27 protein-coding genes and 1 other annotated feature are annotated in these 24,836 nt (G+C 34.3%); of the genes, 12 read left to right on the top strand and 15 right to left on the bottom strand.

Translation table 11 applies throughout. The annotated features are described in order from the left end of the window. Positions 1-39: 39 nt before the first annotated feature. The 4 genes from liaF to G9F74_RS03635 all read left to right on the top strand — a co-directional run bounded on the left by liaF (position 40) and on the right by G9F74_RS03635 (position 3,031). Positions 40-780 carry a cell wall-active antibiotics response protein LiaF gene (gene liaF / locus G9F74_RS03650; RefSeq protein WP_000745642.1) on the top strand — a complete coding sequence of 247 codons (741 nt, stop codon included), beginning with the start codon at positions 40-42 and terminating at the stop codon, positions 778-780. After that, positions 780-1,835 carry a sensor histidine kinase gene (locus G9F74_RS03645; RefSeq protein ID WP_000744314.1) on the top strand — a complete coding sequence of 352 codons (1,056 nt, stop codon included), beginning with the start codon at positions 780-782 and terminating at the stop codon, positions 1,833-1,835. The genes liaF and G9F74_RS03645 overlap by 1 nt, the downstream gene beginning before the upstream one ends. After that, positions 1,832-2,464: a response regulator gene (locus G9F74_RS03640; RefSeq protein WP_000598709.1), complete on the top strand. Its 633-nt coding sequence runs from the start codon at positions 1,832-1,834 to the stop codon at positions 2,462-2,464. Before G9F74_RS03645 ends, G9F74_RS03640 begins: the two co-directional genes overlap by 4 nt. Before the next feature lie 228 nt (positions 2,465-2,692). Further along, a complete protein-coding gene (locus G9F74_RS03635) occupies positions 2,693-3,031 on the top strand; it encodes a DUF3922 domain-containing protein (RefSeq protein ID WP_131202359.1) in 339 nt (112 codons plus the stop codon). Between the two features lie 24 nt (positions 3,032-3,055). Here the strand turns inward: G9F74_RS03635 and brnQ3 are convergent, their stop codons facing one another. Next, entirely contained in the window at positions 3,056-4,411 is a 1,356-nt protein-coding gene (gene brnQ3 / locus G9F74_RS03630; protein WP_001099155.1) for a branched-chain amino acid transport system II carrier protein BrnQ3, read from the bottom strand. Between the two features lie 59 nt (positions 4,412-4,470). After that, positions 4,471-4,729, bottom strand: a binding site (T-box leader). A 272-nt stretch (positions 4,730-5,001) separates the two neighbouring features. On the opposite strand from brnQ3, the gene G9F74_RS03625 reads away from it, so the two are divergent. Beyond that, positions 5,002-5,211 carry a hypothetical protein gene (locus tag G9F74_RS03625; protein WP_000880630.1) on the top strand — a complete coding sequence of 70 codons (210 nt, stop codon included), beginning with the start codon at positions 5,002-5,004 and terminating at the stop codon, positions 5,209-5,211. Positions 5,212-5,250: 39 nt separating this feature from the next. Here G9F74_RS03625 and G9F74_RS03620 read toward each other — a convergent pair whose 3' ends face one another. After that, positions 5,251-6,027, bottom strand: coding sequence for a class I SAM-dependent methyltransferase (locus tag G9F74_RS03620; protein WP_000026266.1), 777 nt, complete (start codon positions 6,025-6,027; stop codon positions 5,251-5,253). A gap of 108 nt (positions 6,028-6,135) precedes the next feature. On the opposite strand from G9F74_RS03620, the gene G9F74_RS03615 reads away from it, so the two are divergent. Then, entirely contained in the window at positions 6,136-6,987 is an 852-nt protein-coding gene (locus G9F74_RS03615; RefSeq protein WP_000865656.1) for a YhfM domain-containing protein, read from the top strand. 70 nt (positions 6,988-7,057) lie between these two features. Here G9F74_RS03615 and G9F74_RS03610 read toward each other — a convergent pair whose 3' ends face one another. Next, on the bottom strand, positions 7,058-7,255 hold the full coding sequence (locus G9F74_RS03610) for a hypothetical protein (protein WP_000776284.1): 198 nt from the start codon (positions 7,253-7,255) through the stop codon (positions 7,058-7,060). Positions 7,256-7,406: 151 nt separating this feature from the next. Between G9F74_RS03610 and G9F74_RS03605 the strand changes: the two genes are divergently transcribed. The 3 genes from G9F74_RS03605 to hmpA all read left to right on the top strand — a co-directional run bounded on the left by G9F74_RS03605 (position 7,407) and on the right by hmpA (position 10,506). Next, on the top strand, positions 7,407-8,504 hold the full coding sequence (locus tag G9F74_RS03605) for a site-2 protease family protein (RefSeq protein ID WP_016108078.1): 1,098 nt from the start codon (positions 7,407-7,409) through the stop codon (positions 8,502-8,504). Between the two features lie 114 nt (positions 8,505-8,618). After that, entirely contained in the window at positions 8,619-9,137 is a 519-nt protein-coding gene (locus tag G9F74_RS03600; protein ID WP_001228785.1) for a hypothetical protein, read from the top strand. A 160-nt stretch (positions 9,138-9,297) separates the two neighbouring features. Then, a complete protein-coding gene (gene hmpA, locus G9F74_RS03595) occupies positions 9,298-10,506 on the top strand; it encodes an NO-inducible flavohemoprotein (protein WP_000947322.1) in 1,209 nt (402 codons plus the stop codon). A 30-nt stretch (positions 10,507-10,536) separates the two neighbouring features. Here the strand turns inward: hmpA and G9F74_RS03590 are convergent, their stop codons facing one another. Beyond that, positions 10,537-11,049, bottom strand: a complete 513-nt coding sequence (locus G9F74_RS03590; protein WP_000600584.1) for a Crp/Fnr family transcriptional regulator — start codon at positions 11,047-11,049, stop codon at positions 10,537-10,539. 170 nt (positions 11,050-11,219) lie between these two features. Here G9F74_RS03590 and G9F74_RS03585 point away from each other — a divergent pair, with 170 nt between their 5' ends. Next, on the top strand, positions 11,220-11,447 hold the full coding sequence (locus G9F74_RS03585) for a hypothetical protein (protein WP_000883004.1): 228 nt from the start codon (positions 11,220-11,222) through the stop codon (positions 11,445-11,447). 291 nt (positions 11,448-11,738) lie between these two features. On the opposite strand, the gene G9F74_RS03580 is transcribed toward G9F74_RS03585, so the two are convergent. The 3 genes from G9F74_RS03580 to G9F74_RS03570 form a co-directional block, all read right to left on the bottom strand. Beyond that, positions 11,739-12,539 carry a sulfite exporter TauE/SafE family protein gene (locus G9F74_RS03580; RefSeq protein ID WP_000455752.1) on the bottom strand — a complete coding sequence of 267 codons (801 nt, stop codon included), beginning with the start codon at positions 12,537-12,539 and terminating at the stop codon, positions 11,739-11,741. Between the two features lie 117 nt (positions 12,540-12,656). Further along, the gene (locus G9F74_RS03575) at positions 12,657-13,655 is read right to left on the bottom strand and encodes an inorganic phosphate transporter (protein WP_000380277.1); all 999 of its coding nucleotides are present in this window, start codon (positions 13,653-13,655) and stop codon (positions 12,657-12,659) included. A gap of 11 nt (positions 13,656-13,666) precedes the next feature. Beyond that, positions 13,667-14,287, bottom strand: coding sequence for a DUF47 domain-containing protein (locus tag G9F74_RS03570; RefSeq protein ID WP_000231444.1), 621 nt, complete (start codon positions 14,285-14,287; stop codon positions 13,667-13,669). Positions 14,288-14,599: 312 nt separating this feature from the next. Between G9F74_RS03570 and G9F74_RS03565 the strand changes: the two genes are divergently transcribed. Further along, the gene (locus G9F74_RS03565; protein ID WP_000769258.1) at positions 14,600-16,642 is read left to right on the top strand and encodes a transglycosylase domain-containing protein; all 2,043 of its coding nucleotides are present in this window, start codon (positions 14,600-14,602) and stop codon (positions 16,640-16,642) included. A 123-nt stretch (positions 16,643-16,765) separates the two neighbouring features. On the opposite strand, the gene G9F74_RS03560 is transcribed toward G9F74_RS03565, so the two are convergent. The 4 genes from G9F74_RS03560 to G9F74_RS03550 all read right to left on the bottom strand — a co-directional run bounded on the left by G9F74_RS03560 (position 16,766) and on the right by G9F74_RS03550 (position 19,831). Continuing rightward, positions 16,766-17,194: a hypothetical protein gene (locus G9F74_RS03560; RefSeq protein ID WP_001265580.1), complete on the bottom strand. Its 429-nt coding sequence runs from the start codon at positions 17,192-17,194 to the stop codon at positions 16,766-16,768. A gap of 196 nt (positions 17,195-17,390) precedes the next feature. Further along, on the bottom strand, positions 17,391-17,876 hold the full coding sequence (locus G9F74_RS30515) for a Gly-Xaa-Xaa repeat protein (RefSeq protein ID WP_370114585.1): 486 nt from the start codon (positions 17,874-17,876) through the stop codon (positions 17,391-17,393). A gap of 88 nt (positions 17,877-17,964) precedes the next feature. Then, complete coding sequence (locus G9F74_RS30510) at positions 17,965-18,339, bottom strand: collagen-like repeat preface domain-containing protein (protein WP_002047645.1); 375 nt, start codon at positions 18,337-18,339, stop codon at positions 17,965-17,967. Between the two features lie 220 nt (positions 18,340-18,559). Further along, positions 18,560-19,831 (bottom strand): ATP-binding protein, encoded by a 1,272-nt coding sequence (locus G9F74_RS03550; protein WP_000938020.1) that lies wholly within the window; start codon positions 19,829-19,831, stop codon positions 18,560-18,562. 160 nt (positions 19,832-19,991) lie between these two features. On the opposite strand from G9F74_RS03550, the gene G9F74_RS03545 reads away from it, so the two are divergent. After that, the gene (locus G9F74_RS03545) at positions 19,992-20,840 is read left to right on the top strand and encodes a DUF72 domain-containing protein (RefSeq protein ID WP_000465099.1); all 849 of its coding nucleotides are present in this window, start codon (positions 19,992-19,994) and stop codon (positions 20,838-20,840) included. Positions 20,841-21,051: 211 nt separating this feature from the next. Here the strand turns inward: G9F74_RS03545 and G9F74_RS03540 are convergent, their stop codons facing one another. The 4 genes from G9F74_RS03540 to deoD all read right to left on the bottom strand — a co-directional run bounded on the left by G9F74_RS03540 (position 21,052) and on the right by deoD (position 24,687). Next, positions 21,052-21,246, bottom strand: coding sequence for a DUF3924 domain-containing protein (locus G9F74_RS03540; protein WP_001094863.1), 195 nt, complete (start codon positions 21,244-21,246; stop codon positions 21,052-21,054). A gap of 125 nt (positions 21,247-21,371) precedes the next feature. Next, on the bottom strand, positions 21,372-21,902 hold the full coding sequence (locus G9F74_RS03535; protein WP_000806240.1) for a tyrosine-type recombinase/integrase: 531 nt from the start codon (positions 21,900-21,902) through the stop codon (positions 21,372-21,374). A 107-nt stretch (positions 21,903-22,009) separates the two neighbouring features. Further along, a complete protein-coding gene (locus G9F74_RS03530; protein ID WP_000797528.1) occupies positions 22,010-23,821 on the bottom strand; it encodes a sensor histidine kinase in 1,812 nt (603 codons plus the stop codon). A gap of 158 nt (positions 23,822-23,979) precedes the next feature. Continuing rightward, a complete protein-coding gene (gene deoD / locus G9F74_RS03525) occupies positions 23,980-24,687 on the bottom strand; it encodes a purine-nucleoside phosphorylase (RefSeq protein ID WP_000110704.1) in 708 nt (235 codons plus the stop codon). Between the last annotated feature and the right edge of the window lie 149 nt (positions 24,688-24,836).

The following is a 24,836-nucleotide window of genomic DNA, read 5'->3' as shown; positions in this document are numbered from 1 at the left end:
TTTCTTCTATGTATATGTGACAAGGAGGGGGGAGCTGAAATGAAGAAGCGCTTTTCAAAAACACAATTAATGGGGATGCTCCTCATCATATTTGGATTCGGTCTATTTCTTGATATGATACTTGGACATTTTGAACCAGGTGGTCTAATTTTTGCATTTATTATGCTTATGTTTGGAAGACATTATCGAAAGAAGAATCGTTACGTAAGAGGGAATGTATTTTTATTTGTCGGTGGTATAGTATTCTTATTCTTCTTATTTTCATCAGCAGCGTTTGTACTTGTCGTATTTGCTTGTTTAGCTTTAATTGGTTATCAACTGATTCAACAAGGACATCAGCAAAAAGTAATGAAAGTTGAAATTAAAGAAAAGGGATATATAGATGAAGAAAAACAAATATATCGTACAGAACCGTATATAAAAAATATGTTCGTAGGCAATGTACGAATGATGGATCATATTTATGAACTTGAAGATATTAACGTCCAATATGGTGCTTGTGATGTCGAGATTGATTTAACAACTGCTATGATTCCGGAGGGAGAAACGGTAATTGTTATTCGAGGTGTCGTTGGTAACATTCGTTTATATGTACCGTATGATATTGAATTGTCTTTAAATCATTCTGTAATTGTTGGGCGAGTACTCCTGCCAGGGCATGAAGAAACAGGTTTTAATCGTAATGTTACATTTAGAACAGAACAGTATAAAGAAGCTCCTCGTCGTATAAAAATCATTTCTTCACTTGTAGTAGGTGATACGGAAGTGAGGAAAGTATAATGAAAAAACAAAAAAATATTTCGTGGATGTATATTCGTTATTCGATGTTATCCTCAGTGAGTATCGCACTTATTTGTACAATTGTGTATGTATGGAAAAGCGAGCAACAAGTTTATGATTTATTATGGGAAGAATCCATCGCTTCTGTTCCAATTGGCTTGTTTATTATGAGCACAAGTCTCCTTATCGGGGGGATTATAGGATATGCAATCGGCTATTATATTGAGCAGCGTATACAAGGATTAAATACGTTTCTATTTGAAGTAGAACGAGGGAATTTTCCGAACGATGTTTCATTTACTGCGGATGATGAATTCCATGAAGTGGAACGAAAAGTAATCGGCCTTGCTCGTCGATTAGAGGAGCAAGCGGGATTATTTCAAAAAGTAACGAATGAACGAGCCCATTGGAATGAAGAGATGAGGCAAGAGGCGATTTCTCAAGAAAGGCATAGATTAGCAAGGGAACTGCATGATTCAGTAAGTCAGCAGCTTTTTGCAATGTCGATGATGATGTCAGCCATTAATGAACAAGTAGCTGAAATTCCAGACACGACAAAAAAACAATTACAACTTGTTGAAAATATGGTCGTAAATGCACAATCAGAAATGAGAGCATTGCTCTTACATCTACGCCCAGTACAGTTAGAAGGTAAGAAGTTAACAGAGGGTATAGAAGAATTATTAACAGAACTGTCTAGAAAGCAACATATGAAAATTGAATGGTTAATTGAGCCAATTGAATTAAAAAAAGGTGTAGAAGATCATTTATTCCGTATTGTACAAGAAGCTCTATCAAACACGTTACGACATGCGAAGGCAAAGAAAACGGAAGTACGTCTTCGTAAAATAGATCAATATGCGATTTTAAAAATTATTGATGACGGTGTTGGCTTTGAAGTGGGAGTGAATAAAGCGGGTTCATACGGTTTACGATCAATGCAAGAGCGTGTTCATGAAATTGGTGGAACATTAAAAGTACTTAGCTTTCCGGCAAAAGGTACGCAAATTGAAGTGAAAGTGCCAATTATGATTGAGAAAGGGGGAGAATCATGATAAAAGTATTACTAGTTGATGATCATGAAATGGTTCGAATGGGAGTATCAGCATATTTATCAACGCAGCCAGATATTGAAGTAGTTGGTGAAGCTGAAAATGGAAGAAAAGGTTCAGAGCTAGCGTTGCAATTAAGACCAGATATTATTTTAATGGATCTTGTTATGGATGAAATGGACGGGGTTGAAGCGACACGTGCTATTATTCAAGAATGGCCAGAAGCGAAAATTGTAGTTGTAACGAGCTTTTTAGATGATGAAAAGCTATATCCTGTTATCGAGGCAGGAGCGACAAGTTATTTATTAAAAACATCCCGAGCAAGTGATATTGCAGACGCTGTAAGAGCTACTTATGATGGAGAAACGGTATTAGAGCCGAAAGTTACTGGCAAAATGATGTCTCGTATGCGCCAGAAAAAAGAACAACCTTTACATGAGGAGTTAACAGAAAGAGAGTCTGAAATTTTGTTATTAATTGCAGAGGGGAAAAGTAATCAAGAGATTGCAGATGAGTTATTTATTGCCCTCAAAACAGTAAAGACACATGTGAGTAACATATTAAATAAGCTAAATGTAAGTGATCGTACACAGGCGGTTATTTATGCATTTAGACATCAATTAACGAAATGATAAAGTGAAACTTTAATCAGTGGGGGGTTATTCCTACTGATTATTAGCCTTCACCAATCGGGCTTTTACGGGCAGTTATCTCCCGCTTACCTTCCTCGTATTCGCTGGATTTTGAGGGGGAGTCTTACTGCCCGTTAATGCGGGGGAAAGTGAAATTTTAATCAGCGGGGGAGATTCCTCGCTGATTATTAGCTTGCATCAATTTGGATTTGGCAGTAAAATCGTTGCATCTTTTTATTGACGATAAATAATGTAAGCGTTATCATTAAGCTGTTAACAGTACATACAGAGGGGAGAATGTATATGTTAGTTCAAACTATATTCGGAATGGATAAGTCTAAAAAATTAGGGGACTATGTGAACGCATTACAAGCGCTTTGTGAACAATATAATGTTGAAACAGATAAAATTGCAATTATTGAGGCGACAGAAGAGTATTATTTATTTTTAGTAAAGCAAGAAGATTGCTATGATGTTGTCAAAGTAGAGACAGTTGATACAAATATTGAATATTATACGAAAGCGTATAAAATAAGCAGTTTTAATCATACTGCTTATCAAATGTAAAAAAACTCCCTTTCGGGAGTTTTTTTAGGATGCTTTTGCTTCGCTGGATTCGGTTAGTAGGGGAACTTTTTTCGCACCGCTTAGCTTAGCGATAGTAAGGCCGATAAGAGCTCCGGCTAATGCTGGTACTAGCCAGCCTATTCCTTCATTATATAAAGGGATAAATTCAAAATAGGGTGTGATAAATGAAACTGGAATACCGCCTTGTTTTAATCCGTCAAATACGCTCACAACTGCTGCCCCGAATAAAGCACCTACATAAACAGATCGATAACCGCCGAAATATTTATGTAGTAAAGATAGGAGAACGAGTACAATCGCAATTGGATATACAACAAGTAGAATTGGAACAGAGATGGCGATAATTTTTGTTAAACCTAAGTTAGCAACTAGTAACCCTAATGCGCAAATGATACTCGCGAATGCTTTATATGAGAATGTAGTCAATAATGTTGCGAAATATTGACTGCATGCAGATACGAGTCCAACGCATGTCGTTAAGCAAGCGAGTGTAACGATAAGAGACAATAGAAGAAGACCATATGGACCGAATAGTTGTTGTACGATAACAGTAAGTAGCTGTCCACCATTTTTTGCGTATCCGAGAGAGACGCTAGTCGCACCGAGCCAGCCAAGTGCGCCATATACAAGTACGAGTCCGGTAGCAGCAATAAATCCTGCTTTTGCTGTTGCAATGGCAATGGTTTTACGATCATTCACACCTTTAGAGCGAATGGCATTTACAACGATAATCCCAAATGCAAGTGCTGAAATAGTATCCATCGTTAAATATCCTTCCATAAAACCTTTGAAGATTGGGGAAGTTTGATATTCTTGCATTGCTTGTCCGGATTGCCCAAGTGGTGTAAATACACTTTTAACAAACAATAAGAAAATAGAGAGTAATAAAATAGGTGTTAATATATTTCCGATACGGTCAACAAGTTTAGATGGATTTAAACTAAGCCAAAATACGATAGCAAAGAAGATGACTGTGTATAAAAATAACGTTAGGCTACTAGAGCGAATTGTTTCTGGTAAGAAAGAACTAACACCCATTTCGTAGGCGACGTTAGCGACGCGCGGAATCCCCATAGATGGACCGATTGCAATATATACAACTACGGTAAAGAAAATTCCGAATAATGGGTGAACATGACTTGCAAGTTGTTGCATACCGTTTCCTGATAAAGAAATTGCAATAACAGTTAATAAAGGTAAGCCGACTCCTGTTAGTAAAAATCCAATCATTGCAGGCCAAAAGTTTTCACCTGCATTTTGTCCAAGCATGGGAGGGAAAATTAAATTACCTGCCCCAAAAAATAAAGAAAATAGCATAAGACCTGTGAAAAAAATATGTTTTTTTGATACAGTGTTCATTGTTTTTTTCCTCCTTTTTTAAAATTCATTTGTAAGAACACAAAAAACTCGCCCCTAAAGAAAGGGACGAGTTATATTTACCCGCGATACCACCCTAATTTATACATGTAGAAATAAATCTATATGTATACGGCTTTGCAACGTACAACATGATACGTGTTCCTTGTAACGGGGGACAGCCGGTAAGAACTTACTGTAACATTCGGTTCTACTTCTCGGAGATGATTTTCGGCTACGCACTGAACGTTGGCTTTCAGCAAATCGCCAACTCTCTGGGGAACAGTCTTATAACGTACTCGTTCTCGTCAATGAATTTTAGTTCAAGTATTCTGACAGTATTTTTGCATGTTTTTTTTTGAAAGTCAATATGTTTTTTGGAAGATATATTTATATGCGGAAATATCGAAGATGATATTTGTTATTGTGAAGGAAATGATGAAGTGTAAAACGGGAGTGAATAGTTGTAGAGAATTGTAAAATTTGTAGAGAAAGTTGATATTTATAGGAGTAAAGAAGGTATTAATAGAATTTACAGAGAATAATAAAACAATCCACTTGCTGGAAAGAACAAACCAAAAGAGGTGACTGAAATGCTTGCGATGGGAGTATTATTTGGCATTATTGCTATAATTGGTTTTATGTGGTTATATTATTCGCGTTCGTTTAAACAAGCAGAAGTTTTACTCTTTCAAAAAGGTAGTTTGTTGACAAATCAGTCTAGATATTTAGTATGTCCGAAGTGTGGGAGTGCACAGGCCAGAAGTGGAGGATATCAAGAGTGTTGCAAAATTAGATTATGAAAGAAGGAAGCCTCACATTCATTTGTGAGGCTTCCTTCCTTACAATTTCCTGCCGCTCCAAATTGTCCACCGATCTCTTTCAATAATAGGAGAGATGTTTTGTAATGCGATTTGGATATGATGTAGAAGTTGAGCAAGCTCATGATCTGTTAATTCGTATAGAATGGATCGTCCGGTTCGAGGGGATAAGTCTTGTAGTAATGCTGCTACAGAATCGTGTATTTTTCGTACTTCCCATTGTGTTTGCGAAGGGAACACGTGAAGAGAATGCTTTTGTAATTCTTGCTGTATAGTAGCAGTTTTTGGTCTTCTTTTTGATTCGATTTCAATGAGTTTTGGAAATACCGAGAAAAAATATCCGCGAATGTGTTCAGGGCTTCCTGGAATTGTACAATCTTCAATGGTTCGATCTTGTAAAATAAGTACACCGTTTTTCTTTAATATACGAGAAGCTTCACGTAAAAATGTAGGAATGTCTTGTAAATGATGAATAACTGCGCGCGAAATAACTATGTCGAATGTTTCATCAGGATATGGGATGCTATGTGCATCACCGTGAATGAATGAAATGTTTGGAAAGCCGCTACAATTTTCTTTTGCAGCTTGTAATATCTCTTTTGAAAAATCAAGTCCAACAACATTTTTGGCTCCCATAAGAGCAAGTTCTTTTGTGTAAATACCACCGCCGCAGCCTATGTCAATTATTTGTTTGTTTTGTATATCTGTAATGTTTTTTATCATTTCCTCCCAAGAAACATGGGCATTTCTAGTTGCATATGTGTACTTATTATTTGCATCATGAAAATTAATGGACATTGTAAAATCCTCCCTTCAGTGTATAGTATAGCTTATTTAATATGATCTCATGTTTTTGTTTCTTATATGAAGGTTATAAGGATTTCTTATTAGAAAAGAGGGATTGAGTTGAAAGTGAAGTATGTAATGGTTTTATGTGTGATTTTACTAGCATCGTGTGGTCAAGCAGAACAAAAGAAAGAAACGAAACAAGTAGAGGAGACGGTGAATGAAGTGGAAGAAACAATAGGGATAACTGTTATACAAAAAAAACATAAAGAGAAAAAGTTACAGGAGTCAGAAGTTAAGGCCGTAATAGATATTATAAATAATGCGGAAAAACAAGAAATAACAGGTAGCTTTGGTGAACCTGAATATGAAATACAAATTAGTAGAGATGGGAAAAAAGAAAAGTATTATGCATGGTTAAGAGGAGAAGATCGACGAGGGTGGCTGCAATATAAGAAGGCTATGTACATGTTGAACGAAAAAGATACGGAAAAACTTTTGTCTATATTTCCAAAGATTCCAGAACAAAAAGAAGACGAGATACAGGTTGATCCTTTAACAGAAGTAACGAAAAAAGATTTGCAGATTACAGCGTTTCATATTAAAGCAGGGGATCAAAAAATGAATTATAAGGTACGTTATACGATTTCGCAATCACTTTACAACAAGTTAGCACAGGAACAAGAATATTATTTGCAATTGATTTTCCCGGAAAAGGTTCAAAAATTAATTGGAGCAAAAGAGAGTGAAATGATTTCAGGTGAAAAAGTAAAGGAGGGGTATAAACAGTATGAATTGAATGTTACTGTTCCGATAAAAGATGCTTCATTATCACAATTAAAAGCATTAGAAACATATTATGAAAATTATGATTTGAAAATATTAAATAATAAAAAAGAAAAAATAGGCGTTTTTCAAAATATCATTCAAATTGTTAAAGAGTATGGTGAAAAAATGGATTTACAAAGATAAAGTGAATAGGAAAGTCTATATGGACTTTCCTAGGAAATGATAATAGAGAGGGGAGAGAATCCCCTCTCTATTACTTTGCTTTTGCAGATGGCTCATTTATGGATTTTCGTGTAATAAGAAATGAAATCATAAGAGCGGATAGAATCATAAGAGCGATGAATAAGTGATTTGGCAACCAATCTAATAATAATAGGTAGCTAACGGTATAAAAAATAAGAGTTGAGGCTAAGAAAGAGAGAGCACCTATAATGAGAGATTGTAATTTCATTTGTATCTACCTCCTTTCATTTGTATTTTTGTCTAAAAATGGATGATATAAACATTATTTCTAAGAAAAGAAAAAAATGTGTCATAATAGAGAATAGAATAAACTGAAATGGGTGCATATAGCTCATTTCAATAAGATAAAGGAGAGGGACATGAGAAATAATAAAAAAGGATTATGGGGAATTATTGTTGCAATAGGGTTATTTTTACTATCTAAGCTAAAGTGGGTATTCGCAATCTTTAAATTAGCAAAGTTTTCAACTGTATTTAGTATGTTTCTATCACTTGGTGCATACGCAGTTATATATGGTTGGAAATTTGGAGTAGCACTTGTTTATTTGTTATTTGTTCATGAAATGGGTCATTTATGGGCGGCAAGAAGAAAAGGGATACCTACATCACCGGCAATCTTCATTCCATTTATGGGGGCTCTTATTGGAATGAAAGAGATGCCGAAAAACGCAAAAGATGAAGCGTATATTGCTTATATGGGGCCTCTTTTCGGATTACTTTCATTTTTACCGGCTATTCCACTTTATATGATCACGAAAGAGCCGTTTTGGGCACTTGTTATTTTGCTTGGAAGTATGATTAATTTCTTTAATTTAATTCCCGTTTCACCGCTAGATGGTGGCCGGATTATTTCAGTTGTAAGTACGAAAATTTGGGGAGCAGGGCTTGTTTTATTGCTAGGCTATTCAATTTACTTTAAAAGTATTTTGGGAGGATTTATTTTCATTATCGGCTGTATGGAACTATATAGAGTAATAAAGAGAGATGAGCCGATTAAAGAATTAGGTTATAGAATTGATGGAATGAAAGAATATGTTGCTAAGCTTGAAGAGGAACTAAAAGAAACTGGTGCTGTGCATCGGACTATATACATGATGCATCATGAGATGAATGTATTAAGACAAAGAGAGCATGCAAAAGAATTAAAAACAGGGGAACTTCAAAGAATGGAAGTGTTAGAGCATCTTTTGCCGAAGTTTGAGCCGCTAGACTATGTTCCATATGAGGATGAAAAAGACGAGTATACAATTTACATCAGGGAGGCATTTGAAGTAGCGGAAAGACAATTAAATGAATGGGAAAAAGAAAAAGTACAAAAAGAAAACTATTATAAAGTTGATGCGAAAACGAAATGGACAGTATTCGCTTGTTATATCGGATTAATAGCTATACTTGGTTATACAGCTTATGAAGGTTATATTGTTTTACAGGAGCATTTGCCAAGGCGAAATGTGTAGAAAAATAGTGTCGAAATGATAGGAAGAATTTAAACAGGAATTGTATTTCTACGAGCGAATGATAGAAGTGAAACACTCTATTGTAATATTCATAGTAGAAAAGGAGTTCTGTATATGAGGAAATTGCTAAGTGTGTTCAGCATTATAATCGTGATGATCATTGCGAGTTATAGTCTTATGAAAGTGCTATTACATTATGCGAATAAGCCCGCTGGGGTAAATACAATAGCTCAAATAGAAGCGGTACAAGAAGAGACAAAAGTGCTTGATTTTATTCGTACGACACATGAAAGTTATAATAATTTCTTAAATTATGGTAAGGCAGAGAATTATACAGACGGGGACTGGAACCATTTAAAGAAATGGTTTCAAGAACAAGAATCATCTTTAAAAAACATACATACAGAAATAAAAAATGAAAAGATCAAACGTGATGTAAATAGAAGTTATGAAATTGTAAAAAAAGGTGTGGAGCTTCAAAATATTGAGTATGTAGTTTATGCCCATCGTGTATACCATGACTTAGATATTATCGTAAATAAATATAGAGGCGAAACGAACATCTGGGGGTATACAGAATTTGGAGATGGGAAAGATATAAGGGTAATTGAACAAGCAATACAGTCCAAATAATAAGCTAGCTAGCATTCTAGTTGGCTTATTTTCTTTTTGTAAGTGCAATGTTCATATATTTTTCACAAAAACACCGTGTTAATAGTGATTAAAATCACAATGTGTATAATACAATTCAGTTAAACTAAAAACAGTTAAGGAAATAGAGGAGTGGGATACAATGTTAAGTGCAAAAACAATTGAAATCGTAAAATCAACAGTACCATTATTACAAGAAAAAGGCGTTGAAATTACAACGAGATTTTATCAAATTTTATTTGAGGAACATCCGGAGTTATTGAATATTTTCAACCACACGAATCAGAAAAAGGGAAGACAACAACAAGCGTTAGCAAATGCTGTTTATGCAGCTGCGATGTACATTGATAATTTAGAAGCAATTATTCCAGTTGTAAAACAAATTGGTCATAAGCATAGAAGTTTAGGTATTAAAGCGGAACATTATCCGATTGTGGGTACATGTTTACTACGAGCGATTAAAGAGGTCGCAGGTGCACCTGATGAAATTTTAAATGCATGGGGAGAAGCGTATGGAGTCATTGCTGATGCATTCATTAGCATTGAAGCAGAGATGTATGAAGAGGCTGCACATAAAGAAGGTGGATGGAAAGATTTCCGAAACTTTGTAGTTGTTAAAAAAGTGAAAGAAAGTGACGTTATTACATCATTTTATTTAAAACCTGAAGATGGCGGGAAAGTTTCTTCATTCATCCCAGGACAATATGTAACAATTCAAATAAATATTGAAGGTGAAACATATACACATAATCGTCAATATAGCTTATCTGATGCTCCTGGAAAAGAATATTATCGTATTAGTGTAAAAAAAGAAGAAGGTGTAGATACACCAGGTGGTAAAGTATCTAATTACTTACATGATCATGTAGGGGAAGGAGATATTCTGCCAGTAAGTGCACCAGCGGGAGATTTCGTATTAAATATGGATTCAACATTACCAGTTGTACTAATTAGTGGTGGAGTAGGTATTACACCGATGATGAGTATGTTAAATACGTTAATTGAACAAGACTCAAAACGTAATGTATATTTTGTTCATGCAGCGATAAATAGTACTACACATGCGATGAAAGAACACGTTAAGGCAGTAGACAATGAATACGAACAAGTTAAAGCATACACTTGCTATTCTGCGCCGACTGAAAAAGATTTGGAAATAAAAAACTTTGATAAAGAAGGATTCATTGAAGGTGAATGGTTACAAACTATTATTCCGACAACTGAAGCAGAATTTTATTTCTGTGGTCCAGTGCCATTTATGAAGCATATAAATACTGCACTAATTGATTTAGGTGTGAAACAAGAGCATATTCATTATGAATTTTTTGGTCCAGCAGCAAGCTTACAATAGGGTGAGTTTGAATAAGCAAAAAACGAGGTATTATTTTACCTCGTTTTTTATTTGTTCTCTTAACAGCCGATTTACTGTTTCACGGCGTATACCTATCAGTTGACCAATTTCAGTTTGCGTTAATATTTCATATATAGGAATGTCACCTAAATATAGTGTGAACCACTCTTGTAAACGATGAAGACGTTCTTTCGGAGAGACAGTTGACAATTGGTCAATCCGCTGTTGCATCATTCTTAGTTTCGATTGTAATTGCATAGCGATGTCGGCATATGATTTAGGGTTTGCTTGAAGTCTATCGTACCATTCGCTACTAGTAATCGGTTCAACTTCTGTTTTTATTAAAGCAATAGCAGTACCGTGATATTCCTTCGGCGAAATTAAAGAATGGTGAGGTATCGTTTCACCTGGAACGATAATGTTGAATAGAAATGGTGTTCCGTCTTCTTCTAGTCGAACCACTTTTAATAAACCTGTTTTTATAAAATATAAAGGACCGTCCTCGCCTTGACGGAATAGTACATCTCCTTTGTGTAGAATCAATATTAGCCCCCCATTTAAACATTTCTAGTTCTTCTATTTTAGCGTATATGTATAAAGACAATATGCTATTTAAACAGCAATTTCATTGACGAAATGTATGCTATTACAGTAGTATACTATTTAGTGTGTAATAGTACTAGCAATGAATACGCTGTAGGGGGTTTAGTATATTGTTAGATGCGATGAAGATGACGGATATGAGAATACCGGCGAATGCTATCATTCATGTAGAAGAGATGAAAGGTGGAGTCGTTCTATCCGTTGAAATAGACGGCCAAATTATTTATACGATGGCCTATGATGAAGAAACAGATAGTTATGCTGAATTATATGATCGAAACGATAAGAGGGCGTGCCAAGTACATGAAGACTTTATGGGATGGTCACTTCTTCACTAAAAAGATGTCAATATGACATCTTTTTTTATTGAATCGATAGATTATACAAGGAAATGAAATAAAAGGATAAAATTTGTAATAAATGATTTTGCATTGTTAGCACTTTGTAACTGCATGCGAACTGTTTTTTCGCTATCATAAAGATAACAGTCGCAGCTATAGGAGTGATCAACTTGAAGAAGGTACATATTTCAAATTTTATGCTATTAAGTGTTTGTTTAGTTTTATTTGTTCTCCTAGGAGCTTTTTTATATTCATGTGTATAAAAAAACGCATTCTAGAAAGAACGCGTTATAAAAGTGAAGTAATGATTAATCTAGTTCCAAGAATTATTAATGTGATACGTAATAAATTAATTACGGCATTACCGCTTAATTTTGTATTAATATAAGCCCCGATTTTTCCGCCAATCCATGCACCAGGAATAAGAATTAATGCATAAGTCCAGCTAACATTTCCAAGAGAGATGTGAGTTGCAGAACTTACAATTGCTGATAAAAATACGATAAACATCGAAGTTGCCACAGCAATGTGTGCTGGGAATGCAAAAAGAAGCATCATCGCTGGAACAAGTAAGGCACCGCCACCAATTCCAAATAATCCAGATATAAACCCAACTATAAAGGCGATAAAGATAGCAAGAAACGGTGGGAATTGATAGTGTACAGTATTTCCTTTGTTATCTGTAAAAGACCGCTTAATGACAGACATATTTGATAAGGAAAGAGGTTTTAATTTGTCTCGTAGCATAAGAAGAATGGAGACGAAAATAAGGAAAATCCCAAAATATAAAGAAAATGTATCTTGGTTTAAAAATTTATTTGCCCATGATCCGATAATACCACCAGGGCCACTCCCGATAAATAAAATAAGTCCACTTTTATAATCCACCCGTTTATGCTTCATATACGTAAGGGTGGAAGCCAGTCCTGTAAAAACGACTGTTACCATAGAAGTTCCTACTGCGAGTTGTGGTGATAAACTGTGTAATCCAATTAATAACGGAACGATAATAATTCCGCCCCCAAGCCCAACTAGGCTCCCGACGGTCCCGGCGATTAATCCGATGAAAAGTAACATGATGTATTCCAAAATTGCCAACTCCTCTATATAACTTGTCCATCAATTATTATACACGCTTTTTAATAAGAAATAGGCTTGTTCACAAAAAAGTCGTCTTCCTAGAAAAATAAGGAAGACGACTTTTGATTAAAAGATTAAGTGTAATAAGTAGTAAAATAACGCAGCTAATGAAGCTGAAATAGGAAGTGTAATAACCCAAGTAATTAACATGCGTTTTGCAGTTCCCCATTTTACACCTTTCACACGATGAGAAGCACCAACCCCTAAAATAGAAGAAGAGATAACGTGCGTTGTACTAACTGGCAAGTGAATGAATGTTGCACCGAAAATAACAAGTGATGATGATAAATCAGCAGCTACACCATTTACAGGACGAATTTTCATAATTTGTCCACCGACAGTTTTAATAATTTTCCATCCACCGACAGAAGTACCAAGACCCATTGCAATTGCACAAGATAATTGTACCCAGAACGGGATGTCGCTAGAAGTATGATAGTTATTGGCCATAAGAGCCATCGTAATGATTCCCATTGCTTTTTGTGCATCATTTGTACCATGTGTATAAGCTTGTAATGCAGCAGTGAAAATCTGGAATATACGGAAGTTTTTATTCGTTTTCGTTAAGTTAAAGTTTTTAAAGACCACTTTAAAAATACTGTATACGATATAACCAATAACAAAAGCGATAATCGGTGAAATGATTAAAGCTTCAAGAATTTTAATGAATCCTTTAAGGTTTAATGAACTAATACCAGCAGCAGCAATAGCTGCACCTGCGATTGAGCCAATAATTGCATGCGAAGAACTACTTGGGATACCGTAGTACCAAGTAATTAAGTTCCAAGCTATCGCCGCAAGTAAAGCAGCTAAAATTACAAGAGAACCATTTTGTAAAGCAAATGGGTCAACGATATCTTTTGTAATCGTTTTTGCTACACCTGTAAATGTCATTGCACCTAAAAAGTTCATAATAGCTGCCATAATAATTGCATGTCTAGGCTTTAGAGCTTTCGTTGAAACAGCCGTTGCAATAGCGTTTGCTGTATCGTGAAATCCATTGATAAAGTCAAAAGCTAAAGCGCAAATGACTACTAAAACGGTCAGTATCAAGAGTGTATCCATGATCAAACTCCTTACGCGTTCTTCATAATAATTGTTTCTAATACGTTTGCAACGCTTTGGCAGCTATCAGCTACTTCTTCAAGCTCTTCGTAAATCTCTTTGTATTGAATAATCTTAATCGGATCTTTTTCACGAGAGAATAAGTGTTTAATCGCATGACGACGAATATCATCGCATTGTGATTCGTAATCCTTAATCTTAATCGCGTTCGTACGAATGTCGACCAACTTCTTTTTAGACAGTAGTTCAACAGAGTTTGCAATTTCAATTGCACATTGATTAATTGCTTCTACGAATTTAATCATGTATTCATCAGCTTCTGTAATAGAATACATTTCGAACAGACCAGCACCGTGATCTAATCCGTCTAATACATCATCCATACTCATTGCAAGTTGTAGGATGTCCTCACGTTCAATAGGAGTAATAAACGCTTTGTTTAGCTCCATAATGATTTCGTGAATAAATGAGTCACCTTTTGACTCATATTCTTTCATGCGCATAGAAAACTCTTTTAAATCGCTAGCATTTTTAATTTTATACTCCACGAAAAATTGCGCGCCTTCTTTTAAATTTTCAGAAACATTCATTAACATTTCAGAAAATTTATCTTTTTTTGATTTAAAGACCATTATTAGTTACCCCCACAAAAGTAATATATGTAAAATATATTGGCTAGTCAATTCTAACAAAAAACTGTCGTTTTTTAAAACATTTTATCGAAAAGTTTACAAAAACTTAACATAACTCTCATTGTTGTATTAATTATATTAATAATCGATATTGAATATCTTACTTGTAGAATGTCCTTTTCTTGCAAAAAGTATGAATGTGAAAGAAAAGCTTTACACTATAGGAAGGACTACGTTATTATATTAAATTTAAAAGGAGGTATATTCTTCCTTTTGAAAAGAAGAGTGTAAACAAACGAAGGAAGTGAACGAATGAAATTGAAGAACACTCACTTTAAAAAAACGCTTGAGTGGTTCAATAAGAGGAAGAAACTACGCAATTCATTAATCGTATTGGGCAGTTTACTCGTTACTCTATTTATTGCTATAAATATAATAATTTCCATTCAAGACATATCTGAATTAAAACAAGCTGTTCCGCAACCGACTTTAATTTATGATGCAAACAATGAAGTTGCGACTAAATTGGCTTCTTCTAAAACAGAAGGCGTAAAAAGGAAAGATATTCCTAACATTATGGTTCAGGCAATTGTTGCAGTAGAAGATAAGGAGTTTTTTAACCATCACGGTATTTACTATAGTGGAATTATAAGTGCGGTTTTTAAAAATATTACAGCAGGAGAAGTTGTAGCAGGGGGAAGTACAATTACACAACAACTTGCGAAAAATGTATTTTTGACACAAGACCGCACGTTCTCACGTAAAATAAAAGAATATTTTCTAACTAAAAAAATAGAACGTACTTATACAAAAGATGAAATTATTGAAATGTATATGAATCAAATTTATTTTGGTGAAGGGGCTTGGGGTATAAAAAGAGCAGCTAAATCTTATTTTGATAAAGATGTAAAAGATTTATCAATTTCAGAAGCTGCAACGATTGCGGGCTTGATTAAAGCGCCGTCTGCGTATTCGCCTTATAAAAACTTTAATAAATCAATTGAACGACGTAATGTCGTATTAAGTTTAATGAAAGAGCAAGGGTATATTTCTGAAGAACAGTACAATAAAGAAAAAGAGTCCGGTCTTGTATTAAAACGTGGTGTTGATGATAAATACAAAGGTAAATATTCTCAATATGTAGACTATATTGTTAGAGAAGCAATGGACAAGTACGAATTAACACAAAATGAGATTTTAGCAGGTGGTTATCGTATTTATACAGAGCTTGATTCGAAAAAACAACAGGCTGTAGAAGATGTTGTGAATAATGATAACTATTTTAAAGATAGTGGTTCAGATCAGCTCATGCAAACAGGAGTGGTCCTTGTGAATCCAAAAACTGGTGGTGTTCCAGCTTTAGTTGGAGGCAGAGGGCCGTATCAGTTTTTACAATTTAACCATGCTACTCAATTAAAAAGGCAACCAGGTTCAACGTTAAAGCCTCTTGCTGTATATGTACCAGCGTTAGAACAAGGGTATGAAGTATACGATATATTAAAAGATGAACCATTTAGTATTAAAGAATACGAACCGAAAAATAGTGATCTTACCTTCCATGGTAATGTGACAATGTATGAAGCGGTGGCAAAGTCGTATAATGTTTCAGCAGTTTGGCTGTTAGAACAAATAGGATTAGATAAAGGATTGAAATCTTTAGAGAGATTTGGTATTCCAATAGTGCCAGAAGATCGTACGTATCCGATTGCTTTAGGCGGAATGCATGTAGGTACATCTCCATTTGTAATGGCCCAAGCATATAGTACATTTGCAAATGATGGTGTTCAAGTGGAGGCTCATGCAATTAGAGAAATTCAAAACGCTGAAGGTGAAACGATTGGGAAATGGTATAAGAAAGAGACGCGGGTGACGAGTGAAAAAATTGCTCAAAAGATGACATATTTATTAAAAGGTGTTGTCGAAAAGGGAACAGGTGAAAAAGCGAAAGTTAATAATGTTGATACGGCGGGTAAGACAGGTACTACTCAAATTGTAAATGGTCCAAGCAATGGTGCAAAGGATTCATGGTTTGTTGGATATACGCCAGATTTAGTAGGTGCGATTTGGGTAGGATATGATAAAACAGATAGCGAGCATTATGTTCCAGGAGGGAGTCAAATTACGACGACGATGTTCCGGGATATCATGAAAAAAGCAAATGCAAATCCAGCTCAAAAAGCATTCCAGTTATCACTAATACCAGAGGCTGACTACAAAAAACAATTGCAAACAATCGAAGAGGAAAAACGAAGAAAAGAAGAAGAGAAGAGAAGGAAAGAACAGGAACAACAAAGAAAACAAGAGCAGCAAGAGTGGTTTGATAAAGTGAAAGAGTGGATTCCATCACTTTGGTAAAAGAAGAAAGAGGCGAATAACGAAATCCGCCTCTTTTTCGTATGAAAAATAAAGTGAAACTTCAATCATTAAGGGATGTTTATTCACCGCTAATGATTAGCCCATACCAATTGGGAAATGATATTACTCGTTTAGTATAATGTTCGTACTGCCAGAGGATTGAGAATCATATGTGATAATGATTTTGCCTTTACTAATAGGTTCGTAAGGTAATTCTTCTTCATAACTACCATTATTTTCATTATGGATAGAAAGCGTGATTTCATCAATTTCTTTATTTATATACTGATCTTTAATCGTTTCAGCAATTTGAAGTAGCGTTTCGTAACTAGAAGCTTTCGTAATAAGCATTCCTTTTATAACCTTTTTTTCATTATTTGCTGCATTGGAATAAGGGATGTTACTTTGTTTTGTATACAAAAGCTTGTATGGAACTGTTTTTCTCTCTGCTTTTGATATAGTGGAATATTTTAGAGTTAAAAAAAATCCTACACATAAAATAATGCATACCATAAAAGCAACCCAGATGCGTATCAGTGACATAACTCTCATTTTCATCCCTCTTTCATATCTTTGACTTCACTATTTATCATACAAAATGAGGATTAAGATAGAGTAAATTTGAGGTAAAGAAACGTAAAGAAGGAGCACTTATCCTCCCAAATAAGTGCCCCGTTCTATATAAAAAGAGAAATTTAATTTACAGTCAAATGATGCATATTATTATAAATACGCTTATTTAGTGAAATTAGTAAATTCGGAAAACAGATAGTGTTGCTGTTGTATCACCTGTGTTAGGAATAGAAATAGTATTTGCTGTAGGTTGTACAGCGATTGTTGTACCAGTTTGTAAAGTAACGATTGTAGAGAAAGAAACAGCACTACTGATAACGTTAGTTGAAAAATTACGAGTAGGTGGTTGACCATTGAAGGAAATACCGAACCCAAACGGTGAAGAGCCTGGGAAAGTTGTAGACGCTGAGAAATTAATATCATATACGCCTGTTTCTAAAACTGTTAAAGTGTCTGAAGTGTCATTAAAAGTGATAGTATTTATTTCAAAAACTTGATTAAATTGGATGTTTGTTCCAGGAGATATAGTTTGTGCGTTGGAGTTTCCGATGGACGCGATAGTTACAGGAATTGGAGTACCCGCTGGACTGTCGCACCAGTAGCACCTTGAGCGCCCGCCGGTCCTTGGACACCAGTTAAGCCCCTTGAGTCCTACTATCACCTCCTCCAAGGCAATCTGATCCGTATTGAACTAGGAATAGTTTGGATCTCTGTTATGAGTTTAACTAATTTGTCGATAGTACAACAATCTACTTTAAATAACTTAGCAAGCTTTGTAGCTCAACGTACAATGCTCCGCATGAGAAAGGTGTTGTTCTTAAAATAGTTAATAGATTAGTGATAATAGAATTTCCGATTTGTTTTTGTGCCGGAGATAAATCTAAGCAATTGAGGAACTTTTGTAGATTATTTAGGGCATCAATTAGATTATCTATATTATTTTGAGAAGGGGTTTGAAAGACAGCTTGAATAGCTTGACCAAGTGCTTGAAGAAGTCTAACAAACTCTTTCAGTTCGGACTTAGAGATATTAATATGACTGCAAGCTCTTACTTCGCAACAATCATTACCATAAAATACTTTTCCTTTATTTATATTGTTTATCTTTTCATTCCTTTCTTTCATAGAATCAATAGTCGTTACTATATATTAAGATGAGATTTATACTAAATTCGTGATGGACAAACTACTATTTCTAAAAAAATAAGAAGTTTGCCTACCAAGCAAAAACAATTAAGTTATGGAGAAAGATTTATAGAAATTAAAGAAGATTAGTTCAACATAAAAAAGCATGTCAATTGTTGAGAGTATCTAACAATTGGCATGCGGTTTGTGGAGGAATACCTCATTTGTATTCATTCATTCTTTCATGGTTTGTTTTAGATAAAGTTGGAATAGAAATAGTGAAAGTTGTACCAGCTTGATTACTAGTCATTTTTAATGTGCCGTTATGATTTTGAATAATTTTCTTTGTTACTGATAGGCCCAGTCCTGTTCCTGAATCTTTTGTTGAGAAGAATGGATCAAAGATATATTCTTGAATAGCTGGAGGAATACCAGTTCCATTATCTGTGAAAGTAATCCGAACGAAGTTATCTAGGCGATAACTAGTGATTTGAATAGAAAGAGGTTTTTCACCTTGAGCATCAACGGCGTTTTGAAATAGGTTTAAAAACACTTGAACAAGTTCATGGCGATCAATATGGACTAAAATATCATCTAATTCATTAGAAAAATTATAATCAATTGAAATGTTATGCAAAAAGACCTCACTTGCTAGTAGCTGTTGAATATATTCACGTAAAAATATATTGATGGGAAACGGTTCTCTTTTAAATTCGCGTGTTTTCGATATAGATAAAAATTTTGTAATAATACTATTTGCACGATCTAATTCAGGAATAAGTAAGTGTTTAAATAATTCTTTATTGGATGGAGATACACTCTCTTGTAAAAACTGTAAGTATCCCCGTACTGTTGTAAGTGGGTTGCGTACTTCATGTGCAATCCCGGCGGCAATTCGTCCTGCTAATGAAAATTTCTCTGCATCACGTTCTGTGTTTAAATAATGAAAAACGCTAATAACTCTAAAAATCTCTCCATTATAATCGCGAATAATTCGATTATTAATAATGCCATAGTTTTTGTCTAAAACCTCTTCATTATATATTTCGGTTCCTGTTTTTAAGGTTTCAATAGCTTTAATTTTTTCTTCAGGTAAGTTAAGTAATTGTTGAATTGGCTTTCCAATTATTTCGTTTCGTATTACAACAAAATCATCTGCAGCAGCTTGATTACATAATGTAATATTCCCCTTATTATCAATAAAGGTTACATGATGTGAAAAAGCATCAAAAATATGAACAAAGTGTTTTTCAAGTTGTTCAAATAAAAATAATGAATCGCAAGTAAGTTGAAAATCAGCTTCTTTATTCTCTTTTCGTATGTTTTGAATGGAATGATTTGTTCTTGTTTTCTTTATTTGCAAACCAATATGTGGATTTTTATATGTGAAATGATGCGGCAATTGATTCACAAGTTCTTCATAAAAACGTACTTTATTTTCTAGTTCTTCTATTCGTTTTTCATGAGATAAAATATCATCGGTTGGAAGCATAAATAAATAACCCCTCAATTTAAAAATTCTTCCATTTAGTATATCATATTTTTATACGGATACTCTTAAAGAAAGAGTTACTTAATGAATTTGATTGTCCAAGATGATTGGGAAATCAGTAGAATGAATATAAGATGAAAACTGAAAGGGAGGAATATGATTGTTTTTCATTGGAGTGACAGGGTGGGGAGATCATGATTCTTTATATATAGATCCCTATGAAAATAAAAATAAATTACGAACATACAGTGAACATTTTCCTATTGTCGAAGTGGATAGTTCATTTTATGCGATGCAACCGGCACGAAATTATACGAAATGGGCGATGGAAACACCGACAGACTTTTCTTTTGTCGTAAAAGCGTATCAAGGAATGACAGGGCATATGAAAGGAGAAACTCCTTTTTCTACGTTTGATGAGATGTTTGATGTGTATAAACAATCGATTCTTCCTTTAATAGAAGCGAATAAATTAAAAATAATTTTATTTCAATATCCACCATGGTTTGATTGCAAAAAGAAAAATGTAGATTTCCTTCGATATACGAAAGAGAAAATGGAAGGTTTACCGTGTGCGATAGAGTTTCGAAATCAAACATGGTTTTATCCAGAAATGAGAGATAAAACGCTACAATTTTTAGAGAAAGAAAAATGGATTCATACAATTTGTGATGAACCGCAAGCGGGAATTGGTTCGGTTCCACTCGTATTAGAGGCGACGGATTCGGATATAACATTAATCCGCTTTCATGGTCGAAACGTTCATGGCTGGCTGGATAAAGGGGAAAATTGGAGGGCGGTTCGCTGTTTATATCGCTACAACAATAAAGAATTGGAAGAATGGGTAGAACGACTAGAGCAACTAAAAAAGAAGACAAAGGACATATACGTATTATTTAATAATAATTCGGGCGGGGATGCAGCGGATAATGCGAAACAACTTATGAAAATGATGAACATTACATATGGTGAGCCAAAGCCTGAGCAATTAAATTTATTTGAACGATGATAAAACAAGAAAGGCACTGTACAAACAGGGGGAATGTACAGTGCCTTTCTATATGAAAAAGAGGGGTAACAATGTTACTGAGCGTTTGGTTGATTCATCAATTGTTGGCTTCATAATAAATGATAATGGTTATCATTATCATTGTCAATGATTTTTCGGAAAATAAGTAAAATTTTTTTGTATTTTAAATAGCAATAAAAAAAGAACAGCATTAATGCTGTTCTTTTCCGTTAATAAATTGTTGTAAATCAAAAGGAGTTATCGCTTGGATAAATTCTTTTGAGATAAGTGTTTGAACGAGAGTGCTCTCAGAAATGCTAGCACCTGTTTTCTTTTCATAAGCTTGTTTTAATAAATCGAGTTTTTCAGCCGTTTCTTGCGGTAATTCAATTGTAAGTGTGTTCATAATTTCTCCCCCTTATTATTAGAGTACCACTACAATATAAGAGAGACAAGAAAAGAAAAGAGAATATGAAACATAAAAAAGGTTACCATTTTTTAAATGGTAACCTTTTTTATGTATAAGAGGTATTAAGCGATACCGATATACTTTAAAGTTTTTGATGGAGTACTATGATCAAAGAAGTGTTGTAAAAATGCAATGTCAACACCTGATTTGTATGCACAATAGCCCCAAGTTTTTCGAAGTGTATGTGAGCTAATCCCTTCTAATCCAACTTCTTTTGCAGCTTTGTTTAAAATGTACCATGCATGTTGTCTCGTAATAGATTTTGTTCCTTTTTGAGACTTTAATAATGGCTCATTGCGTTTCCAAGTTTTACGTTCTTTCATGTAGTCTTCGATTGCGTGCTGTAAGTCTTCATTTACAGCAAACCATTTATGTTTCTTTACTTTTTCATTGTAAAATAAAATGGAATGGCGAACATTTTCGTTTTCATCGATGACATCGCTAACTTTTAATTGTAAGATTTCGCTTACTTTTAAGCCAGAATTTACGGCTAATACGAATAATAAGCCATCACGTTTCGAAGATTGTAAAAGTATATTTTTGATAGTTTCTAATTGTTTTTCACTTTGAATAGGTTGTCCTGCTTGTTTCATTTCACGCACTCTCCTCTTTTATATGTGTAAAGGAAAGGATTAACTTGTTTCTTACTATAAAGGGAGAGTGTGAATTTCATGTGAACTCCTAGTGAAATTAAGACAAATTATTTGACTTCTTTTACATTTGGTAAATTAAAATAGAATACAACGCTATTATTCGTATTATATACACCGTACTTGGCATGATGGAGATCTAAAATGTTTTTTACAATAGATAACCCGAGACCGGTACCACCAGTATGACGACTGCGTGATGCATCTAAACGATAGAAGCGATCCCAAATTTTTTCAAGACTTTCTTCTGGGATAGGATTTCCTGTATTCTCGATTTCGACTTTTACTGTATCTTCGGTTTCTATAACAGAGACTTGTATTCTTTCTCCATCGGGCGTATAGCGAATTGCATTGCTAAGTAAGTTCACAACTACTTGCTCAATACGACTACGATTCGCTTTAACAAATATAGAAGTGTCTGCATCGACGTCCACTTGTAACTGCTTTTCCTCCATGCTAAATAATAACTTTGTATGGACTTGCTGAATTAATTCACCGATTGAGAATGTTGTCATTTCTAGTTTGTACGTACCCGATTCTAGTTTTGCTAATTCTAACATTTCAACAATAAGTCTGTTCATATTTTCTGTTTCTTCTAAAATAACATCTGTATAATACGTTGTATCTTTACTAACACCATCTTGAATCCCTTCTGCGAAACTTCTAATTACACTAAGTGGTGTTTTTAATTCGTGGGATACACCAGAAATGAATTCTTTCCTCGTCTTCTCTAATTGACGTTCACGTTCAATATCTTGTTGTAATTTTGTATTGGCAACATTTAATCGATCAATTCTGTCTTTTAAGTTTACAGATAATGTATTGATACTGCCGGAAAGCCCGCCAATTTCATCGTCTGCTGTAACAGGTAGTTTCTCGCTAAAATCAAAATTAGCCATTTTCTTTGTAACGCGATTAATCTTAATTAATGGTTTCACAATAATTTTTGAATAGTAGAAGGATAATAAAATAATCACGAGAAACACAATGATTAAGGCATAGACATAATAATCTTTTAAAACGAGCATCGCTTCATTAACAGGTTGCAAAGATACTATCGCAAAGGCGTACTCTGTAACCATATTGTTTTCCATAATAGGTTTTACAAAGATGCGGCTTTGTAAATTTTCTTCAACGCCTAATGGGTATATAGTTAATTTATTTGAATCAGAAGTACCCTGCCTAATTGTGTATGTAAAATATTGAACGGCTCGTAATGTTTCAATGTCATTTGCAAGCCGAACCTCAGCTTTGGATGGGAGCTGTAACTTAGATATAACACCAGTAAGACGGATATTAGTTGTAGTTTTGTATCGATTTGTAAGTCCATTTTTAGGAGGATTACTATTAATTGATTGGAAATCCGAATTGAAATGTTCGTTTCGCCATCGATTATAATGTGTTGACAATTCTATTGGTGTTATAATATTCCCCTGTAAGAACCCCAAGACGCTGATTGGTCCATCTTTTTTTAAACCTAAATTTTCGAATTTAATATATTCTTCGGGTGTTAAAAGATTATTAAGTGGAATGGAATACGTACTTTGAGTTTTAGAATCAATAACATCAATGTAGAAATTGTTTTCACTTTTAATAATGCCATTAGAATCTAAAAATTGCATTTCAGCATTTGTTTTATCATGAAATTCTTGTTTTAGTTTTCTAATTTCCTCATAACTTTTGCCGCTTTTTTCGTAATTATCTACGAATTTTTCAAAGGCAGTTTGAACGGTTTTTACTTTTTTATTAATATAAAATTTCTCTAAAAATAGAGACTGTCCTAGGAAAAAGAGGAGGAATATGATTGTAAATAATGTTGATGTTAATAAAAATAGTTTAAAGACGATACTTCTGTTTTTCACTGCTTCACCTCTTATGAGAAATACTGTAAATGATTTCACTTTATTATAACAAACGTGACAAGAAAGTAGAGGGAGAAATCTGTCTCTTTCTAAAGTAGTTTTTTATAAAAAGTCACATAAAAAGAACTCGACAGACGTATGACGAGTTCTTTAATGTATTATTGTTGAATTGCTGCATCTAAAGCGATTTCAATCATCTCGTTAAATGTAGTTTGACGTTCTTCAGATGTTGTTTCTTCACCAGTGAAGATGTGATCGCTTACTGTTAATACAGATAATGCATTTACACCATATTTCGCTGCTAATGTGTAAAGAGCAGTTGTTTCCATCTCTACTGCTAATACACCGTAATCTGCAAGTTTTTTAACCATGTCCATGCTTTCACGATAAAAAACATCTGCTGTTAAAACGTTACCAACACGAACGTGTAATCCTTTTTCAGTTCCTGCATCGTAAGCTTTCTTTAAAAGGTCAAAGTTTGCAGCTGGTGCAAAATCAAAACCTGGGAATGTTAAACGGTTCATATTCGAATCAGTACAAGCTGTCATTGCAATAATAACGTCACGTACTTTTACGTCCTTTTGAATTGCACCGCAAGTCCCAACACGAATTAAATTTTTAACTCCGTAGCTTTGGATTAGTTCGTTTACATAAATAGAAATAGAAGGAACACCCATACCTGTACCTTGAACAGATACACGTTTTCCTTTATAAGTTCCAGTGAAACCTAACATACCACGCACGTTATTATAGCAAGTAACGTCCTCAAGAAATGTTTCAGCGATATATTTTGCGCGTAATGGATCACCAGGTAATAGAATAGATTCAGCGATTTCGCCTTGTTTTGCTTCAATATGTACACTCATGAAAAGTCCTCCTTATAATGTATTGATAGAAATCAATATCATTTGCATTATACACTACGAATCCATTCAATTAAAATCTTTTTAATTATTTGTAATATGTGCAAAAGAGGAGGATTTCATAAATCATAATCTAGAATATATATGAAAGA

Origin of the sequence: Bacillus sp. EKM202B (assembly GCF_011066025.1) — a bacterium.
Lineage (GTDB): Bacteria > Bacillota > Bacilli > Bacillales > Bacillaceae_G > Bacillus_A > Bacillus_A toyonensis.
This window is presented reverse-complemented; position numbering and strand designations above follow the sequence as displayed.

What these genes read in the sequence shown, in the direction of transcription:
- liaF (WP_000745642.1), top strand. Translation starts at nt 40, where the DNA reads ATGAAGAAGCGCTTTTCAAAAACACAATTAATGGGGATGCTCCTCATC.
- G9F74_RS03645 (WP_000744314.1), top strand. Translation starts at nt 780, where the DNA reads ATGAAAAAACAAAAAAATATTTCGTGGATGTATATTCGTTATTCGATG.
- G9F74_RS03640 (WP_000598709.1), top strand. Translation starts at nt 1,832, where the DNA reads ATGATAAAAGTATTACTAGTTGATGATCATGAAATGGTTCGAATGGGA.
- brnQ3 (WP_001099155.1), bottom strand. Translation starts at nt 4,411, where the DNA reads ATGAACACTGTATCAAAAAAACATATTTTTTTCACAGGTCTTATGCTA.
- G9F74_RS03625 (WP_000880630.1), top strand. Translation starts at nt 5,002, where the DNA reads ATGCTTGCGATGGGAGTATTATTTGGCATTATTGCTATAATTGGTTTT.
- G9F74_RS03620 (WP_000026266.1), bottom strand. Translation starts at nt 6,027, where the DNA reads ATGTCCATTAATTTTCATGATGCAAATAATAAGTACACATATGCAACT.
- G9F74_RS03610 (WP_000776284.1), bottom strand. Translation starts at nt 7,255, where the DNA reads ATGAAATTACAATCTCTCATTATAGGTGCTCTCTCTTTCTTAGCCTCA.
- G9F74_RS03605 (WP_016108078.1), top strand. Translation starts at nt 7,407, where the DNA reads ATGAGAAATAATAAAAAAGGATTATGGGGAATTATTGTTGCAATAGGG.
- G9F74_RS03600 (WP_001228785.1), top strand. Translation starts at nt 8,619, where the DNA reads ATGAGGAAATTGCTAAGTGTGTTCAGCATTATAATCGTGATGATCATT.
- hmpA (WP_000947322.1), top strand. Translation starts at nt 9,298, where the DNA reads ATGTTAAGTGCAAAAACAATTGAAATCGTAAAATCAACAGTACCATTA.
- G9F74_RS03575 (WP_000380277.1), bottom strand. Translation starts at nt 13,655, where the DNA reads ATGGATACACTCTTGATACTGACCGTTTTAGTAGTCATTTGCGCTTTA.
- G9F74_RS03570 (WP_000231444.1), bottom strand. Translation starts at nt 14,287, where the DNA reads ATGGTCTTTAAATCAAAAAAAGATAAATTTTCTGAAATGTTAATGAAT.
- G9F74_RS03565 (WP_000769258.1), top strand. Translation starts at nt 14,600, where the DNA reads ATGAAATTGAAGAACACTCACTTTAAAAAAACGCTTGAGTGGTTCAAT.
- G9F74_RS03560 (WP_001265580.1), bottom strand. Translation starts at nt 17,194, where the DNA reads ATGAGAGTTATGTCACTGATACGCATCTGGGTTGCTTTTATGGTATGC.
- G9F74_RS30510 (WP_002047645.1), bottom strand. Translation starts at nt 18,339, where the DNA reads ATGAAAGAAAGGAATGAAAAGATAAACAATATAAATAAAGGAAAAGTA.
- G9F74_RS03550 (WP_000938020.1), bottom strand. Translation starts at nt 19,831, where the DNA reads ATGCTTCCAACCGATGATATTTTATCTCATGAAAAACGAATAGAAGAA.
- G9F74_RS03540 (WP_001094863.1), bottom strand. Translation starts at nt 21,246, where the DNA reads ATGAACACACTTACAATTGAATTACCGCAAGAAACGGCTGAAAAACTC.
- G9F74_RS03535 (WP_000806240.1), bottom strand. Translation starts at nt 21,902, where the DNA reads ATGAAACAAGCAGGACAACCTATTCAAAGTGAAAAACAATTAGAAACT.
- deoD (WP_000110704.1), bottom strand. Translation starts at nt 24,687, where the DNA reads ATGAGTGTACATATTGAAGCAAAACAAGGCGAAATCGCTGAATCTATT.